14 protein-coding genes are annotated in these 17,197 nt (G+C 69.3%); 2 read left to right on the forward strand and 12 right to left on the reverse strand.

Annotation, left to right across the window (positions count from 1 at the left end; translation table 11 throughout):
- Positions 1 to 3: 3 nt before the first annotated feature.
- From ABD770_RS00685 to ABD770_RS00700, 4 genes are read right to left on the reverse strand one after another with little or no spacing between them, the layout of a single operon-like run.
- Complete coding sequence (locus ABD770_RS00685; RefSeq protein WP_344817565.1) at positions 4 to 1,458, reverse strand: aspartate ammonia-lyase; 1,455 nt, start codon at positions 1,456 to 1,458, stop codon at positions 4 to 6.
- Between the two features lie 51 nt (positions 1,459 to 1,509).
- Positions 1,510 to 2,427, reverse strand: coding sequence for a phosphodiesterase (locus tag ABD770_RS00690; protein ID WP_344817566.1), 918 nt, complete (start codon positions 2,425 to 2,427; stop codon positions 1,510 to 1,512).
- A 44-nt stretch (positions 2,428 to 2,471) separates the two neighbouring features.
- Positions 2,472 to 2,807 (reverse strand): peptidase, encoded by a 336-nt coding sequence (locus ABD770_RS00695; protein WP_344817568.1) that lies wholly within the window; start codon positions 2,805 to 2,807, stop codon positions 2,472 to 2,474.
- Positions 2,804 to 4,270: an inorganic phosphate transporter gene (locus tag ABD770_RS00700; RefSeq protein WP_344817569.1), complete on the reverse strand. Its 1,467-nt coding sequence runs from the start codon at positions 4,268 to 4,270 to the stop codon at positions 2,804 to 2,806. The genes ABD770_RS00695 and ABD770_RS00700 overlap by 4 nt, the downstream gene beginning before the upstream one ends.
- A 178-nt stretch (positions 4,271 to 4,448) precedes the next feature.
- On the opposite strand from ABD770_RS00700, the gene ABD770_RS00705 reads away from it, so the two are divergent.
- Positions 4,449 to 6,554 carry a S9 family peptidase gene (locus ABD770_RS00705; protein ID WP_344817570.1) on the forward strand — a complete coding sequence of 702 codons (2,106 nt, stop codon included), beginning with the start codon at positions 4,449 to 4,451 and terminating at the stop codon, positions 6,552 to 6,554.
- Between the two features lie 74 nt (positions 6,555 to 6,628).
- Here ABD770_RS00705 and ABD770_RS00710 read toward each other — a convergent pair whose 3' ends face one another.
- The 6 genes from ABD770_RS00710 to truB form a co-directional block, all read right to left on the reverse strand.
- On the reverse strand, positions 6,629 to 7,657 hold the full coding sequence (locus ABD770_RS00710; protein WP_344817571.1) for a 6-phosphofructokinase: 1,029 nt from the start codon (positions 7,655 to 7,657) through the stop codon (positions 6,629 to 6,631).
- 224 nt (positions 7,658 to 7,881) lie between these two features.
- On the reverse strand, positions 7,882 to 10,041 hold the full coding sequence (locus ABD770_RS00715) for a DEAD/DEAH box helicase (RefSeq protein ID WP_344817572.1): 2,160 nt from the start codon (positions 10,039 to 10,041) through the stop codon (positions 7,882 to 7,884).
- A gap of 166 nt (positions 10,042 to 10,207) precedes the next feature.
- Positions 10,208 to 11,155 carry a bifunctional riboflavin kinase/FAD synthetase gene (locus tag ABD770_RS00720; RefSeq protein WP_344817573.1) on the reverse strand — a complete coding sequence of 316 codons (948 nt, stop codon included), beginning with the start codon at positions 11,153 to 11,155 and terminating at the stop codon, positions 10,208 to 10,210.
- Positions 11,152 to 11,562 (reverse strand): hypothetical protein, encoded by a 411-nt coding sequence (locus ABD770_RS00725; RefSeq protein ID WP_344819827.1) that lies wholly within the window; start codon positions 11,560 to 11,562, stop codon positions 11,152 to 11,154. Before ABD770_RS00725 ends, ABD770_RS00720 begins: the two co-directional genes overlap by 4 nt.
- A gap of 90 nt (positions 11,563 to 11,652) precedes the next feature.
- On the reverse strand, positions 11,653 to 12,021 hold the full coding sequence (locus ABD770_RS00730) for a hypothetical protein (protein ID WP_344817574.1): 369 nt from the start codon (positions 12,019 to 12,021) through the stop codon (positions 11,653 to 11,655).
- On the reverse strand, positions 12,018 to 12,911 hold the full coding sequence (gene truB, locus ABD770_RS00735; RefSeq protein ID WP_344817575.1) for a tRNA pseudouridine(55) synthase TruB: 894 nt from the start codon (positions 12,909 to 12,911) through the stop codon (positions 12,018 to 12,020). Before truB ends, ABD770_RS00730 begins: the two co-directional genes overlap by 4 nt.
- 43 nt (positions 12,912 to 12,954) lie before the next feature.
- Here truB and ABD770_RS00740 point away from each other — a divergent pair, with 43 nt between their 5' ends.
- Complete coding sequence (locus ABD770_RS00740; RefSeq protein WP_344817576.1) at positions 12,955 to 13,842, forward strand: HhH-GPD family protein; 888 nt, start codon at positions 12,955 to 12,957, stop codon at positions 13,840 to 13,842.
- A gap of 11 nt (positions 13,843 to 13,853) precedes the next feature.
- Here ABD770_RS00740 and rbfA read toward each other — a convergent pair whose 3' ends face one another.
- Both rbfA and infB read right to left on the reverse strand, forming a co-directional pair.
- Positions 13,854 to 14,279 (reverse strand): 30S ribosome-binding factor RbfA, encoded by a 426-nt coding sequence (rbfA, locus tag ABD770_RS00745; protein WP_344817577.1) that lies wholly within the window; start codon positions 14,277 to 14,279, stop codon positions 13,854 to 13,856.
- Positions 14,280 to 14,413: 134 nt separating this feature from the next.
- Positions 14,414 to 17,146 carry a translation initiation factor IF-2 gene (infB, locus tag ABD770_RS00750; protein WP_344819828.1) on the reverse strand — a complete coding sequence of 911 codons (2,733 nt, stop codon included), beginning with the start codon at positions 17,144 to 17,146 and terminating at the stop codon, positions 14,414 to 14,416.
- Between the last annotated feature and the right edge of the window lie 51 nt (positions 17,147 to 17,197).

Raw genomic sequence — 17,197 nt, forward strand, 5'->3', positions numbered from 1 at the left:
CGGTCACGCGATGTCTTCGGCCGCGATCACCGGGATCGCGGAGGTGACCGCCTCCAGCCCCGACAGTCGCGCCGGGGAGATCTGCTTCATGACCTCTTCGCGCGTCATCAGCCCGGCTTCGACGACGAGGTCGGCGATGTTGCGGTTGGTCAGCAGTGCGGTCTTCGCCAGCGCTGCGGATGCCGCGTAGCCGATGAACGGCGTCAGAGCCGTCACGACGCCGACGGATGCGCCGACCATCGCACCCAGCCGCTCGCGGTTGGCGGTGATGCCGTCGACGCAGTTCACGCGAAGCGTCCACATGGCCTGGCGCATCCAGGTGATCGACTGGAAGATCGAGTGGGCGATGACCGGCTCGAAGGCGTTCAGCTGCAGCTGTCCTCCCTCGGCCGCCATGGTCACCGTGACATCAGCGCCGGCCACGGCGAACGCCACCTGGTTGACGGCCTCCGGGATGACCGGGTTGACCTTGCCCGGCATGATGCTGGAGCCGGCCTGCATGGCGGGCAGGTTGATCTCACCGATCCCCGCCTGCGGACCCGAGGAGAGCAGGCGCAGGTCGTTGCAGATCTTCGACAGCTTGATCGCGCTGCGTTTGAGGGATGCGGAGAACGACATGAAGGAGCCCGTGTCACTGGTGGCCTCGACGAGGTCGCCCGCGGTCTGCAGGTTCAACCCGGTGATCTCGCGCAGATGCTTGAGCACGGTGGGGGCGTAGTCCGCGTGCGTGGTGATCCCGGTGCCGATCGCGGTGGCACCCATGTTGATCTCGAACATCAGCGAGGCGTTCTCGGTGAGACGGCTGTGGTCCTCGCCGAGGGTCGTCGCGAAGCCGTGGAACTCCTGCCCCAGCGTCATCGGGACGGCATCCTGCAGCTGGGTGCGACCGACCTTGAGGACGTCGTGGAACTCGGACGCCTTCTTCAGGAACGACTTGCGCAGCAGGTCGAGCTCGTCCAGCAGCGACCTGAGAGTCAAAGAGAGGCCGATCTTCACGGCTGTCGGGTAGACGTCGTTGGTCGACTGGCTGCGGTTGGTGTGGTCGATCGGCGACAGGTACGCGTAATCGCCCTTCGAACGCCCCGACATCTCCAGCGCGATGTTGGTGATGACCTCGTTCGCGTTCATGTTCGTGGAGGTCCCGGCGCCGCCCTGGATGACACCGACGATGAACTGGTCGTGGAACTCCCCGTCGATGACCCGCTGGGCGGCGGCGGCGATGAGGTCGGCCCGCTCGGCGTCGAGGACGCCGATCTCCTTGTTCGCCCGGGCCGATGCCTGCTTGACCATCGCCAGGCCCCGGATGAGGTCGGGATAGACCGAGATCGGCCGCTTGGTGATGGGGAAGTTCTGCTCGGCCCTCAGCGTATGCACGCCGTAGTAGGCGTCGATGGGGATCTCGAGGCTTCCGATCGAATCGGTCTCGGTGCGGGTCTGAATGGGCGCGTCAGCAGCCATTTCACTTCCTTGTGGGGTGGTGGCGGGTTGGATGCGGGGGATGCACCCATTCTAGGCCCGAGTGCCCTGCGGCTTCCTGGAGAACGCCTCCAGCCGCTCCTGCGGCGTCAGCGCCGCCATCCGCGCCAGCCACTCCTCGGTGAAGACGTCGCCGGTGGGCGCGTCCGCCACCGGCACCACGGTGTGCGTGATGACGCCCGGCCGCACGTGCACGAGCTGGAAGGACTGCGCGGCGTCCATGCCGTTCACCTCGGCGGCGGGGCGACCGAGATTCATCGTGTAACAGGTGGAGGAGGCCACGCTCACCGGGATTCCCGCGAACACGCCGAAGGACGAGTAGTGCAGGTGCCCCGCCAGGATGCCGCGCACATCGGTGCCGCGGATGATGTCGGCCAGCTCGTCCTGATGACGAAGCTCGAGGATGTCGAACAGCGGTACGTGTGCGGGCAGCGGCGGGTGGTGCATGGCCAGCAGGGTGCCCTCGGGTGCGGGATCGGCGAGCACGTCCGCGAGCCACTCGAGCTGCTCCCGATCCAGGTCGCCGTGATGCCAGCCCGGCACGGACGTGTCCAGCGCCACCAGGCGCAGGCCCTCCAGCTCCCACACCCCGGTGACCGGCTCCTGCGTGGCCGCGCCGTCGAGGAGCTCGGCGTGCAGCGCAGGTCGCTCGTCGTGATTGCCGGCCACCCAGACGACGGGACTGCCGAGCTCCTCCGCCACCGGTTCCAGCGTCGCGCGCAGCCGACGATAGGCATCCGGCTCCCCCAGATCGGTCAGGTCGCCGGTCACCACGATCGCCGACGGATGCGGGTGCACCTGTCTGATGGTCTGCAGCGTGCGGGCGAGGTTGCCCTCGCTGTCGGAGCCGCCCGGGTGCTTCGCACCGCCCGCGAGGAAGTGCGGATCGCTGAGATGGATGATCGTGTGCGAGGGCTGGGGGTGGCTTCCGAACACGGGCAGATCGCTCATGCCGACAGCCTAGAGGCGGGTGCCGACTTCGCGGCCGCCCGGGCTCAGTGGCCGATGACGATCAGCAGGATGCCCCCGGCGACGGCCGCCGCGCACAGCACGAAGCAGCAGATCGCCGCGAGGAACGCCAGCGTCTTCTGCGCCTCGGTCAGCGGATTCTTGCGGGCTGCCTTCTCCGCCTGCTTGGCCGCGCGGCGGATCTCCTTCGCAGAGAGCACGGTGATCGCATCCGTGAACTCCGCAGGGGTGACGACGGGGACCCGCCCTGCGCGCACCAGCATCCGAAGCCCCAGTGCGTAGAGCGTGACGATCATGACAGCGCCGACCAGCGCCGCGGCGAAGACGCTGAGGAAGGCCATCCAGTCGATCTCGATGCTCATCGGGCGTCCTCCTTCTCATCGACCGACAGATCCCACTCGGCGAGCTTCGCGCGCTCCCGGCGGCTCGCGCTGAGCCTCTCCCATTCCTGCGCGGCCTCCTCCGCCTGCGCGTACTTGCGCGCCGCGCGCTCGGCGGCCTTCCTGGCGGCCTTGATCTCGCTGGGCTTCCCACCGGACTTCTTGAGCTTCTTCGCTCTGCGCGCCGCGCGCTCCGCCTCGTCCGCCTTGCGCTCGGCGCGCTCCAGTGCGCGCATCAGCTCGATGCGGCTGGTGCGGCGCGTGGGGCCGGGCACCTCGGGCGTCTCGACGGCGTGACCGGACTCGGCGACATCGCTCATGGCGTTGGCGGAGGTGACGGCGTTCCGCTTCGAGCGCAGGAACAGTCCCACGATGACGACCAGGGCGATCAGCGCGTCGACGAGGACGCCCCAGTTCCCGAACCACACGACGATCAACGCGGCCACGGCGCCGACGGCGCCCGCGGAGGGCAGCGTCAGCAGCCAGCCCAGGGCGATGCGTCCGGCGGTGCCCCAGCGCACCGTCGAGCCGCGTCGGCCCAGACCCGATCCGATCACGGACCCGGAGGCGACCTGAGTGGTCGACAGGGCGAAGCCGAAGGCGCTGGAGGCGAGGATCGTGGCCGCCGTGGAGCTCTCCGCGGCGAAGCCCTGCGCGGGTTTGACCTCGGTCAGCCCCTTGCCGAGCGTGCGGATGATCCGCCAGCCGCCGAGATAGGTGCCCAGCGCGATCGTGAACGCACAGGCGACGATCACCCAGAACTCGGGATTGTGGTAGTGCTCGCCGTTCGGATCTCCGGTCTGCCAGCCGACGGTGATCAGGGCGAGGGTGATGACGCCCATGGTCTTCTGCGCGTCGTTCGTGCCGTGCGAGAGCGCCACCATCGAGGAGGTGAAGATCTGCCCCCAGCGGAAGCCGGAACGCCCGTCCGGCTTGCCGTCGTAGCGGCGGGTGATGCCGTACGCGGCCTTGGTGGCGGCGAATGCGATGATCCCCGCCGTCAGCGGTGCGATGAAGGCCGGCAGCACGACCTTGGACAGCACGACCCCGAAGTTGATGCCCGCCGCGCCCACTCCGACGAGCGTGGCGCCGATGAGCCCGCCGAACAGCGCGTGGGACGAGCTCGAGGGCAGTCCCAGCAACCAGGTGAGCATGTTCCAGGTGATGGCTCCGATGAGCCCGGCGAAGATGAGCTGAGGCAGCAGCGCGTGCGAGATGTCGGCCTCGTTGACGATCCCGCCGGACACGGTCTTGGCGACCTCGGTCGACAGGAACGCGCCCACGAGGTTCAGCACGGCGGCCAGCAGCACGGCGGCCTTGGGCTTGAGGGCCCCCGTGGCGATCGGCGTCGCCATGGCGTTCGCCGTGTCGTGGAATCCGTTGGTGAAGTCGAAGAACAATGCCAGTGCGATGACCAGCACGACGACGAGGGCTGCGGTTTCCACCGTTCTCTTTCGTTGGGGATGCCTGGAGGGATGCCGGGGGCCGGCGTGACGAACGAAGAGTTCACCGTGGGTTCGAGATTCGTTTACGCGCCCGCTGAAATCCTCCCACCCTCCCGCACGATGGTCAACTCGCGGGCGCACTGGTGACGTCGCCGTGCCGCTGGGTTAGCGTTGGGGAGTGAGCGAAACCAGCATCCTGCCGCCCGTCGCGGACCGACGCCCGATCAGCCGGACCCACCACGGCGACACCTTCCAGGACGCCTACGAGTGGCTGCGCGCCAAGGAGGATCCCGAGGTGATCGCGCACCTGGAGGCGGAGAACGCCTACACCGAGGCGCGCACCGCTCATCTGAGCGACCTGCGCGAGCGGCTGTTCCAGGAGGTCCGCTCCCGGGTGCTCGAGACCGACCTGTCCGTGCCCACCCGCCGCGGCGACTGGTGGTATTACGGCCGCACCGCGGAGGGCGCGCAGTACGGCATCCAGTGCCGCACCGCGGTCGTGGACGACAGTTGGACTCCCCCCGTGCTCGAGGCGGGCGCGCCCGTCCCCGGCGAACAGGTCCTGCTGGACGCCAACGTCGAAGCGGAAGGGCACGAGTTCTTCTCGATGGGCGCGTTCGATCTGTCCGACGACGGCACCCGGATGCTGTGGTCGGTCGACGTCGAGGGGTCGGAGCTGTACACCGTCCACGTGCGCGACCTCACCACCGGCGAGCGCTTCGACGAGGTGATCGAGAACACCGGTCAGGCGTTCTTCACCCCCGACGGCCGGTCCATCGTCTACTCCACCCGTGACGAGGCGTGGCGTCCGGACACCCTGTGGCTGCATCGGATGGGCACGCCCGTGGCGGAGGATGTGAAGCTGTTCCACGAGCCCGATGAGCGCTTCTGGCTGGGCGCGGGCATCTCCCGCAGCAAGAAGTACCTCGTCATCGGCCTGGGTTCGAAGATCACGAGCGAAGAGCTGCTGGTCGATCTGGCGGACCCCACCGCCGCCCCGCAGGTCGTCTGGCCGCGCCGCGACGGCGTGGAGTACTCCGTCGATCACGCCGTCGTCGACGGCGAGGACCGTCTGCTGATCCTGCACAACGACGGGGCGCTGGACTTCGAGCTCGTCTCGGTGGCGGCGTCCGACCCACAGGGTCCGCGGCGGGTCCTGCTGCCCCACACGCCGGGCCGCCGCCTGCTGGACGTGGACTGCTTCCGCGACTTCGCCACGGTCGAGTACCGCACCGAGGGGATGCCGCATGCGGCGCTGCTGGACTACCGCACGGGCGCACTGGATGTCATCGAGTTCGACGAGCCGCTGTACGAGGCGTACTTCAGTGGCAACGCGGAATGGCACGCCCCCTTCCTGCGGATGGGATACACGTCGTTCGTGACACCGTCCACCGTGCTCGACCTTGAGCTCGCCACCGGTGAGAAGCACGTGCGCAAGCGGACTCAGGTGCTCGGCGGCTACGATCCCGCCGACTACGGCCAGCGCCGCGACTGGGCGACGGCTCCGGACGGGACGAGGGTTCCGGTCTCGCTGGTGTGGAAGAAGTCCTTCGGCGAGCCGGGAGCCGCGGCGCGCCCCGTGCACCTGTACGGCTACGGATCCTACGAGCACTCCATCGACCCCGGATTCTCGACCATGCGGCTGTCGATGATGGACCGCGGCGTGATCTTCGCCGTGGCGCATGTCCGCGGCGGAGGGGAGATGGGCAGGCACTGGTACGAGGACGGCAAGGGGCTGAACAAGCGGAACACGTTCACGGACTTCATCGCCGTGGGCAGGCACCTCGTGGAGTCGGGCGTCACGACGCCCGAACGGATGGTCGCGGAGGGCGGCAGCGCAGGCGGTCTGCTCATGGGAGCGGTCGCGAACCTCGCCCCCGAGCTGTTCGCCGGGATCCTGGCGGGCGTCCCTTTCGTCGACGCCCTCACTTCGATCCTCGACCCGTCCCTGCCACTGACCGTCGTGGAATGGGACGAGTGGGGCGATCCGCTGCACGACGCCGAGGTGTACGCGTACATGAAGTCGTACTCCCCGTACGAGAACATCCGCTCGGACGGGAAGTACCCTCGCATCCTCGCGATGACGTCGCTGAACGACACCCGTGTGCTGTACGTCGAACCGGCCAAGTGGGTGTCCGCGCTGCGGCACGCCGGTGCCGAGGATGTCATCATGCGATGCGAGATGTCCGCCGGTCACGGCGGGGTGAGCGGGCGGTACAACGCGTGGCGAGAGCGTGCGTTCGAGATCGCGTGGATGCTCGACGTGCTGGGCCTGGCCGGCTGACCCGCGCCTCGCCGACGCGTGTCCCGCAAGACGCGGTGCGACGTCACCCGGCTCGCCATCACCGGGGCACGGGATCAGCCGAACAGCGCTGCGGCCTCCTCATAGCGGCTCAGCGGCACGGTGTTCAGCTCGCCGAGAGCCTCGTCGAAGGGCACCAGGACGATGTCGGTGCCGCGCAGCGCGACCATCTGCCCCCAGGCACCGGCCACGAGGGCGTCGGCGGCGTTCAGGCCCAGACGGGTGGCGAGCACCCGGTCGAAGCCGGACGGCGAACCACCGCGCTGGATGTGTCCGAGCACTGTGGAGCGGGTCTCGATGCCGGTGATGCGCTCGATCTCCGGCGCCAGGACCTCGCTGATGCCGCCCAAACGCGGCCGGTTGAAGGCGTCCAGGCCCTTGTCACTGAAGGCCTCCTCCATTCCGGTCAGGGTGAAGCCCTCGGAGACCACCACCAGCGGCGCACGCCCCCGGTCGCGGGCACGTGTGACCAGCGCGCAGATCTCGTCCATCGACATGGGGACCTCGGGGATGCAGATCACGTGCGCACCCGCCGCCATGCCCGCGTGCAGGGCGATCCAGCCGACGTGTCGGCCCATGACCTCGGCCACCATGCAGCGCTGATGCGAGTCGCCCGTGGTGCGCAGGCGATCCATGGCGTCCGTGGCGATGTTGACCGCGGTGTCGAAACCGAATGAGTAGTCCGTGGCTCGCAGATCGTTGTCGATGGTCTTCGGGACGCCCAGCACGTTGATGCCGTCCTTGGAGAGCCGGTCAGCGGCTGCGAGCGTGCCCTCACCGCCGATCGCGACGATCCCGTCGATGCCGTGCCCTGCCAACGTCCTGGCGATGTTCTCCGCACCGCCGCGGCTGCCCTCATAGGGGTTCGTGCGGCTCGTGCCGAGAATGGTGCCGCCCACTTTGGAGAGCCCCTTGACCTCATGCCGGGTCAGCGGGAAGAAGTCGCCTTCCACGACGCCTCGCCAGCCGTCGCGGATGCCCACGAACTCGAGGTCGTAGCTCGTCGTGCCCTTGAGCACGATGCCGCGGATGACCGCGTTCAGGCCGGGGCAATCGCCGCCGCTGGTGAGGATGCCGATCTTCATGCTGCTGCCTTCATGCTTCGGGGAGAGGAACAGGAAAGGGCGACGCTGCCTCATCCGACCCTAGTGGGGAACCCTGCCCGATGCCATCCTCATGGCGTTGAAAATCACTGATCTTGCCGCACATATGACCCCACCCATGTGAATCTTGTCGAATGAGAGGGATTTCGATGAAAAAAGGCGTTAAGATGCTCAGTTCTTAACGCCTTCTTCTGCGGTGATGACGATCAGGCCTCGCCGAGCGCCTCGCGCAGCAGATGCATGAGCGCTGCCAGCTGCACGGACTCGTCGGCGCCCGCGTCCCCCGACTCGCCGTCCAGCGCCCGGGCGGCGAGACCCTGCTTCTGGTCGATGAGCTCGGCGATCTTCGTGTCGATGGTGTGCGCGGCGATGATCCGCCACGCGGTCACCGGCTCGTCCTGACCGATGCGGTGCACGCGGTCGATGGCCTGCGTCTGCTCGGCCGCGGTCCAGCTCAGCTCGGCGAGCACCACGTTCGACGCCGCCTGCAGGTTCACGCCGACGCCCGCAGCGGTCAGCGAGCACACCACGATGCCGACGTCCGGGTCGCTCTCGAACGCATCGATGGCCTGCTGCCTGGCCGTGGCGGACTGCTCGCCGCGGATCGAGACGGCCCGGACGCCGGACGCCGCGAAATGCGCCTCCGCCTGATCCATGACGTCGATGTGCTTGGCGAAGAAGACGACCTTCTCGACCGAGCGCTGCAGCTGCACCGCGTAGTCCGCGGCCAGCATCGCCTTGGCCTGGCCGATCCTGCGCACCATCGTGAAGACGTTGTCCCCGCCGGTGCCCGCGGCCTTGGACTCCTCGAGCTCGTTGTGCGCGACCAGGCGCACGATGTCGTCGTCGATCGCGTCGGGTCCGCGGGACGCATGCCCCGTGCCATGCGCGGCGGCACGAGCCTCGACGATCCGGCGGTACTTCGCCGCCATCCGCTCGCCCAGCTCCCGCTCGGCCTGGCGGATGCTGCGCCCGAACTCGTCATCGAGCTGCACCGGAAGGTCGGCGATGAGCTTGTCGGGCAGATCGGCGGCGACATCCTTCTTCTTACGGCGCACGATGCCCATCGAGATGACGGCGTCGCGGGCCTCCGCATAGAACGCCTTGTCCGCGGGTGTGAGCCCCGTGGCGTCGAGCTTGTCCATCAGCTCGGCGCCGGGCTTCTCGCCGTTGGTCCACCCCAGGAAGCGCCAGATCGCGTCGAAGTCCTCGACGTCGTTGATCAGAGGCGTGCCCGTCAGTGCCAGCATGAGCGGGTTGCGCGTGCGCTCACGGATGCGCGCCGCGAGCGCCAGCACATTCCGGGATCGCTGCGAGGACAGGTTCTTGATGAAGTGCGCCTCGTCGACGACCATGCCCTTCAGACCGATGGCGCCCAGCCACGACAGATGCCGGTCCAGGATCTCGTAATTGACGATGAAGACGTCCGCGAAGGCGTCGATGTCGTCGCCGTCGCCCTGGATCACGGCGGCCCGGCGCTGTGGCGTCCACAGTTCCACCTCGCGCGCCCAGTTCATCTTCACGACGTTGGGGACCACCACCAGCAGCGGATAGGCATCGGCGACGGATGCCGCCAGCACCGACTGCGCGGTCTTTCCCAGTCCCGGTTCATCGGCGAGCAGGAAGCTGCGATGCCCGGCGCGCACCGCCTCGACGAAACGCGACTGATGCACCATCACCTCACGGCCCTTCGGCGAGATGTGATCGTACTCGGGCGGCGGCGGCAGCTCCATGGACGCCGCTCCCCCGCCGGCGCCGGACTCGAACGCCTTGTAGAGCGGCCCCATCAGCTCCCAGCTGTCCAGGCGACGGCGGGGCGCGGACTCCGCGCGAGGGGTGAGATCCGGCGCGAGGAACGGATGGGCGAGCTGGCGCGACTCCACCGAGGGCGGCGTCACCTGCCTCTCCACCAGCGCCTCCGGCACCACCGGAGTGGACCGCACCGGCGCCGCATCCGTGATGATGAGCTCTTCCGGGGCGAGCTCCGCCCCGGACTCCAGCAGCCAGTCGCGCCGCATCCGCTTGGCCACGGGCGACGCCGCCTGGTCGGCCTCCAGAAGCTGGATCAGCGAGGTGTCACGGGCGGCCGTCTTCGCGAGGATCGTGGCGATGCCGTCCAGCCGCTTGAGCAGCTCGACACGCGCGGCGTCGCCCAGCTCGGTCTCCGCCTTCACCCGTGCGCGCTCCTCGCGAACGAGGAAGGCGATCACCTGGAACTTGACGCGGTTGGTCGGACCCAGCTTCGATCGCTGCGCCTTCGCCTCGATCTCGCGCACCTTGCGCGCGAGAATCGGGATCAGCGGTGCCTCGTCGTCTCGACGAGAGATCTTCCTGCGCCGCGATGCGGCAGTCGCCGTGGTCGGCATGCTCCTCCTGAGCGTGAATGCCGAAGTGCCGAGGGGCCTTCGTCCGTCCTGTGATCCGCGCGTGGCGCGAGCCATGACCCTGCGGAATACGGCACCCGGTCTCCGCGAGACGCGGTCATCGTCGGGTGCCGGACTCCAGTTTACGACATCCGATCGGATTCCACGATCAGCCCAGACCCAGCCTGGTGCGGGCCCTCGTCACATCCTCGGCGATCTGCGCGACCAGCGCGTCCATGCCCTCGAAGGCGACCATGCCCCGCAGATGGTCCGTGAACTCGACCGTCACCCGGTGCCCGTACAGGTCGAGCCCGGATTCGCCGAGCACGTGGGCCTCGACCTGGCTCCGCTCGACGTCGTCGAAGGTCGGGTTGGTGCCGACGGAGATGGCGGCCGGATGCCGGATGCCGGTGACATGGTCCACCAACCAGCCGGCGTAGACGCCTTCGGCCGGCGCGAGTGCATCGGTGTGCTCGGAGAGGTTCGCCGTGGGGAAGCCGAGCTCGCGTCCGCGCTTGAGCCCGTGCACGACCTCGCCGGCCACGCTCACCGGACGACCGAGCATCTGCGCGGCGCCCGCCACGTCCCCGGCCGCCAACAGCTCGCGGATCCACGTCGACGACACGCGCCGCCGCGCCCCGGCGATGTGCACGTCATCGACGACATCGACCGTGAAGCCGTGCTGCGGGCCGAGCTCGCGCAGCAGTTCCGGCGTGCCGGCCCCGCCGCGTCCGAACCGGAAGTCCCGCCCCACGAGGACCGTGGTCACATGCAGGGCGTCCACGAGCACGGTGCGCACGAAATCCTCCGCGGCGAGCGAGGCCAGCCTGCGATCGAAGGCGAGCACCAGAGTCGCGTCCAGCCCGAGGTCGCCGAGCAGCTCGATCTTGCGGTCGAGACTGACGACGTTCTCCGGGCACAGCTCCGGCCGCAGCACCTCCAGCGGGTTGCGGTCGAAGGTCACCGCCACGGCTTTGGCGCCCGTGGTCGCCGCGTCCACGCGCGTCCGCTCGATGACGGCGCGATGACCGACGTGCACGCCGTCGAACTTGCCGATGGCGACGACGCTCGGTCCGAAGCCGGCGGGGATTTCGGACGGATCGCGGAAGACGATCACGGCAGCACCTGCTCAGCGACCTCGGCGGGTTGCGGGCGGTGCGTGCGAAGCCACCAGATGCCGAACACCGGCAGCACGAGCGGGATCAGCACGTACCCGCTGCCGAAGTGCGACCAGACGCTGTCGTGCGCGAACAGCTGCGGCTCGAGGAAGCTCAGCAGCCCCACGACGATCACCCCCGTCAGCTCGAACACGATCGCGATCCAGGCGACGGTGTACCAGCCGCGGCGGTGCGCGAGGATCAGCGCGAGGGTCGCGAGGATGTACACGACGGCGGAGAGCGCGGAGAGCGAGTACGCCAGCGGGGCCTCGTCGAAGCGCCGCACGATCTGGACGAAGCTGCGCCCTGTGGCGCCGACCGCCATCACGGCGTACACGATCACGAGAACCCGCCCGATCCCGGTCATCCGGGCGCGCGCGGGGTGCTGGGTCGAGGCATCAGTGTGGGACATCGCGTCCTCCATCCTATGCCGCCGCGGGCGGGAGCCCGTGCGCGCTCACGCGACCTGGATGGTCCAGATGGTCTGCATCCGCCACAGCATGATGGCCAGGGACAGCCCGACCACACCCAGCACGACGGTGCTCCAGCGCGTGCGATCCAGCAGAGCCCAGAGGGTGCCGCCGACCGGCAGGAGCACCGCCGCGATCAGGTACACCCAGAACTCCAGCAGATCCCCGGTGGGCGGGTTGCCCGCGAACGGGGCGACGACGGCGACGACGACCTGCACGATCAGCAGCAGCTCCACCAGCAGCAGGCTGCCGACCGTCCAGTCGCTGGGTCGTCTGCCCACGAGACCCGCGACGACGCAGAACAGCCCGGACGCGACGGCCACGGAGATCTGGAGGACGGTGAACCACAGGATCATGACTGCGCCTCCGGCATGTTCATGGCGCTCTTGATGTCGTGTCCGCGCACCTCGAGCACACCCACCAGCACGCCGTCGGGATCGATCCCGGCGGCCTCCGCCCCCGGCATCCGGTCGCGCTGACCGACGAGCCGCTGGCCGTGCCTCAGCGCGCGCGCCTCCTCCGCGCTGACGTGCAGTGCCGGCATGACACGCGTGGCCGCGTCGGCGGGCGGGAGCGGCACGGCGGTCTCCAGAGCGTCGAGGGTCACGGCATCGGAGACCTCGAATCCGCCCACGCGCGTGCGGCGCAGCGCGGTGAGATGACCGCCGACGCCGAGTGCATCGCCGAGGTCACGGCCGAGGGCGCGGATGTAGGTGCCCGACGAGCAGTCGACGACCACGTCGAGGTCGAGGAAACCGCCCTCGCGACGCTGCGCCAGCACGTCGAACCGCGAGACCGTCACCTGCCTGGACGCCAGCTCCACGGTCTCCCCCGCGCGCACGAGGTCGTACGCCCGACGCCCGTCGATCCTGATGGCGGAGACCGAGCTGGGAACCTGCGAGATCGCACCGGTGAGTGCACGGATGCCGCCGCGCACGGCCGCATCATCCACACCGGCCCAATCCGAGGCATCCGCCGTCGCGATGACGTCGCCTTCGGCGTCGTCGGTGCTCGTGCGCGCGCCGAGCCTGATCGTCGCGGTATAGGTCTTGTCGGCACCGACGATATAGGTCAGCAGCCGCGTCGCACCCTCGATGCCGATCACCAGCAGACCGGTGGCGGCGGGGTCCAGCGTGCCGGCATGACCCACCCTGCGGGTGCCGAAGGCGCGCCGCACGCGCGCGACGACGTCATGACTGGTGAGACCGCCGGGCTTGTCGACGAGGAGGATGCCGTGCGCTGCCACCCGTCCACCCTACCGACCCCGACGCCTCATCTAGGCTGGCGGGATGCCCATCATCGCACCGGATGCGCGCGCGCTCACCGACTGGTACGGGCGATCGGCCCGCGATCTTCCGTGGCGTCGTGCGGAGTTCCATACCGTCTACGGCGCATGGGGCACGCTCGTGAGCGAGTTCATGCTGCAGCAGACGCCCGTGGCGCGGGTCATCCCGCATCTGGAGGCGTGGCTCGACCGCTGGCCGACCCCGGCCGCACAGGCCGCCGCCACTCCCGCCGAGGTCGTGCGCCAGTGGGCGAACCTCGGCTATCCGCGCAGAGCGCTGTGGCTGCACCGGGCTGCGATCGAGATCGTGGACCGCCATGGCGCGCGGGTGCCCCGCGACGTCGAATCGCTCCTCGCGCTGCCCGGCATCGGCGACTACACGGCGCGCGCCGTGGCCGTCTTCCATTACGGTGACCGGCACCCCGTGGTCGACACCAACACGCGACGTGTCATCGCGCGCGCGATGGACGGCCGCTCGCAGCCCGGCCCGCCCTCGCGACGGGATCTGCAGCGCATGACGGAGTTGCTGCCTGCGGACGACGCGGACTCGGCGCTGTTCAACGCGGCGATGATGGAGCTGGGTGCGACGGTGTGCACCGCGCGCACTCCCCGCTGCGAAGCCTGTCCGATCGCGCTGCAGTGCGGTTGGCTCGCGGCGGGACGTCCCGACACCGGCGACACGCGCCGCCGCCCGGCCCGGTACGAGGGATCCGACCGTCAGACGCGCGGTGCCGTGCTGAAAGCGCTGCGGGATGCCGCGGGGCTTGCGACGCCGATGGAGTCGGTGCTGCCGGACTGGCCGGACCGCGCACAGCGGGACCGCGCCATCGACTCGCTCATCGCGGACGGTCTCGTCGAGGCGTCGGACGGGATGCTGCGGCTCCCCGCCTGACGCGGATCAGGTCAGTCGGCCGACTCGTCTCGGACGTACGGGTCCGCATCTCCCGCGTGCGTGGCGCCCTCCGCGAGTCTGGCGACCTCCGCATCCCGCTCGCGCGCCTGCCGCAGCAGGTCGGCGATGTGCCCGGCCGATTCCGGCAGCGCATCCGGGATGAACTCCAGCGTGGGCACGAGGCGCACGTTGAGCTGCCGTCCGAGCTCCTTGCGCAGCAGTCCTGTCGCAGATGTCAGCGCGGCGCCGCTGTCCGTGCGCTCCTCGTCGCTGCCCAGCACCGTGTAGAACACGGAGGCATGCTGGAGATCCCCCGAGACCCGCACATCGGTGATGGTCACGAAACCGAGGCGCGGATCCCGCAGCCCCTTCTCCAGACGCTCGGCGAGGATGACGCGGATGCGGTCCGCCAGCCGTGCCTGTCGTTCTCCAGCCATGTTCCTCTTCCTCTACCTTCCGAACGGCTTCCGAGTGCGACCGTGAAGGCGGCTGCCTCCCCTTCGCGAGCGCGGGGCGCGTGCCGTGCGCCGCGAGGGAAGGGAAGACAGCCGCCGAAGCAGCGACCGGAGAGTCAGCCGCGAGGCTTCTCCACCATCTCGATGGTCTCGATCTCATCGCCGACCTGGATGTCGTTGAACTTGCCCAGACCGACACCGGCCTCGAAGTCCGTGCGCACCTCGGTGACATCGTCCTTGAACCGGCGCAGCGACTCGATGGTCAGGCCGTCCGCGAGCACGACGCCGTCGCGGATGACACGCGCCTTGGCGTTGCGGGTGATGGTCCCGGAGCGGACGATGACACCGGCGATGTTGCCGAACTTCGACGAACGGAACACCTCGCGGATCTCGGCGACACCGGACTGCACCTCCTCGAACTCCGGCTTGAGCATGCCCTTGAGCGAGCTCTCGATCTCCTCGATGGCCGAGTAGATCACCGAGTAGAAGCGGATGTCCACGCCCTCGCGGTTCGAGGCCTCGCGCGCCTTGGCATCCGGGCGGACGTTGAAGCCCACGATGATCGCGTCGTCGATCGTCGCCAGGTTCACGTCCGACTCCGTGATGGCGCCGACGCCGCGGTGGATGATGCGCAACTGGACCGAATCGTCGACCTCGATCTTCAACAGCGACTCCTCCAGCGCCTCGACGGCACCGGACACGTCGCCCTTGATGATGAGGTTGAGCGTCTCGACCTTGCCCTCCTCCAGGGCACGGGTGAAGTCCTCGAGCGAGATGCGCTTGCGGGCCTTCGCCAGCTGGGCGTTGCGCTCGACGGCCTCGCGCTTCTCCGCGATCTGCCGCGCCATGCGGTCCTCGTCGGTGACGATGAACACGTCACCCGCACGCGGCACCGAGTTCAGACCCTGCACCTGGACAGGACGGGACGGAGCAGCCTCGACGACCTGCTCGCCGTTCTCGTCGAGCATGGCGCGGACGCGTCCGTAGGCGGTGCCCGCGACGATCGCATCGCCGACGCGCAGCGTTCCGGACTGGATCAGCACGGTGGCCACCGAACCGCGGCCCTTGTCGAGCTTGGCCTCGATCGCCACGCCGCGCGCAGCCTTGTTCGGGTTGGCCGTGAGGTCCAGACCCGCGTCTGCGGTCAGCAGCACGGCGTCGATGAGCTCCTGGATGCCGGTGCCCTGGCGGGCTGAGACATCCACGAACATCACATCCCCGCCGTACTCCTCGGCGACCAGACCGTACTCGGTGAGCTGCTGACGCACCCGGGCCGGGTTGGCCTCCGGCTTGTCGACCTTGTTCACCGCGACCACGATCGGCACGTCCGCGGCCTGAGCGTGGTTGAGCGCCTCCACCGTCTGCGGCATGATGCCGTCGTCGGCGGCGACGACGAGGATGGCGATGTCGGTCACCTGGGCGCCGCGGGCGCGCATGGCGGTGAACGCCTCGTGACCGGGGGTGTCGATGAAGGTCACCGCCCGCTCGTTGCCGTCGTGCTCGGTCCAGATCTGGTAGGCGCCGATGTGCTGCGTGATGCCGCCGGCCTCGCCCTCGATGACATTGGTCTTGCGGATCGCATCCAGCAGCCTGGTCTTGCCGTGGTCGACGTGACCCATGACGGTGACCACCGGCGGACGGATCTCGAGATCGTCCTCGTCCTCCGCCTCGAGCTCGCCCTCGAGGTCCAGACCGAAGCTCTCCAGGAGCTCCTTGTCCTCGTCCTCGGGCGAGACCATCTGGATCTTGTACCCCAGCTCGGCGCCGAGCACTTCGAAGGTCGCCTCATCCAGCGACTCGGTGGCCGTGGCCATCTCGCCGAGGTTGAAGAGGATCGTCACGAGCGTGCCGGGCTGGACGGTGTAGCCGTTGAGAGCCTCGAGCTTGTCCGCGAAGTCGGCGATGGACGCGCCGCGACGCAGGCGGATCGTCTCGCCGTTCCCCTTGGAGACGTTGACGCCGCCGACGACCGGCGCCGACCGCATCTCGAATTCCTGCCGCTTCGCCCTGCGCGACTTGCGCTGCCGGCTCTTGCCGCCGCCCTTGCCGAACGCGCCGGCCGTGCCGCCGCCGGGCCCACGGCCGCGACCGCCGCCACCGGGACGCCCCGCGAACCCGCCACCGGGGCGCGGGAAGCCGCCGCCACCGGGGCGTCCGGGACCGCCGGAACGCTGCTGGAACGGTGCACCGGGACGGCCGCCCGAGCCGCCGCGTGCGCCGCCGGGACGCCCGGGACGCGGAGCACCGATGCGCGGAGAACCGGGACGGGGCGCCTGCGGGCGCGGGATGTTCCCGGGATTGGGTCGCTGCCCCATCCCCTGGGCCGACGCGAAGGGATTGTTGCCTGGGCGCGGACCTGCGGGGCGCTGTCCCATTCCCTGAGAGGACGAGAAGGGATTGTTTCCAGGGCGCGGAGCACCGGGCCTGGGTGTGCCGCCACCGGGACGAGGCGCGTTCCCCCCGGGGCGGGGGGCACCCGGCCTGGGCGCACTGCCACCGGGGCGCGGGGCATCGGATCCGGGGCGGGGCGCGCTCGAACCGGGCTTCGGTGCAGCGGGCGCGGGCCTGGGCGCGGCGGCCTCCGGCTTCGGTGCGGGCTTGGCGGGCCCCGGCTTGGGGCCGGGGACCGGCGCGCCCGAGCGTGCCGGAGCGGAGGCCTTCGTCGAACCCTTGTCCTCGGTCTTGCCGGCGGGCTTCGCGGCGGGGTCTGCCGAGATGGCTGCGCGAAGCTTGCGCGCCACAGGGGGCTCGACGGTGGAAGACGGACTCTTCACGAACTCGCCGAGCTCCTTGAGCTTCGCGAGTGCGAATTTGCTGTCGACGCCGAGTTCGGCGGCGATCTCGTGCACGCGTGGTTTAGCAGCCACAATTCTCCTGTCAGGGTCGATCCGCCCCGGCAG

Source organism: Microbacterium soli (assembly GCF_039539005.1).
In the GTDB taxonomy this organism is placed as follows: Bacteria; Actinomycetota; Actinomycetes; order Actinomycetales; family Microbacteriaceae; genus Microbacterium; species Microbacterium soli.

Bases quoted from the DNA above. Each gene is read 5' to 3' on its own strand.
- ABD770_RS00690 (WP_344817566.1), bottom strand. From the start codon at position 2,427: ATGAGCGATCTGCCCGTGTTCGGAAGCCACCCCCAGCCCTCGCACACG.
- ABD770_RS00725 (WP_344819827.1), bottom strand. From the start codon at position 11,562: ATGACCGGGATCGGGCGGGTTCTCGTGATCGTGTACGCCGTGATGGCG.
- ABD770_RS00695 (WP_344817568.1), bottom strand. From the start codon at position 2,807: ATGAGCATCGAGATCGACTGGATGGCCTTCCTCAGCGTCTTCGCCGCG.
- ABD770_RS00730 (WP_344817574.1), bottom strand. From the start codon at position 12,021: ATGATCCTGTGGTTCACCGTCCTCCAGATCTCCGTGGCCGTCGCGTCC.
- ABD770_RS00685 (WP_344817565.1), bottom strand. From the start codon at position 1,458: ATGGCTGCTGACGCGCCCATTCAGACCCGCACCGAGACCGATTCGATC.
- ABD770_RS00740 (WP_344817576.1), top strand. From the start codon at position 12,955: ATGCCCATCATCGCACCGGATGCGCGCGCGCTCACCGACTGGTACGGG.
- rbfA (WP_344817577.1), bottom strand. From the start codon at position 14,279: ATGGCTGGAGAACGACAGGCACGGCTGGCGGACCGCATCCGCGTCATC.
- ABD770_RS00715 (WP_344817572.1), bottom strand. From the start codon at position 10,041: ATGCCGACCACGGCGACTGCCGCATCGCGGCGCAGGAAGATCTCTCGT.
- ABD770_RS00710 (WP_344817571.1), bottom strand. From the start codon at position 7,657: ATGAAGATCGGCATCCTCACCAGCGGCGGCGATTGCCCCGGCCTGAAC.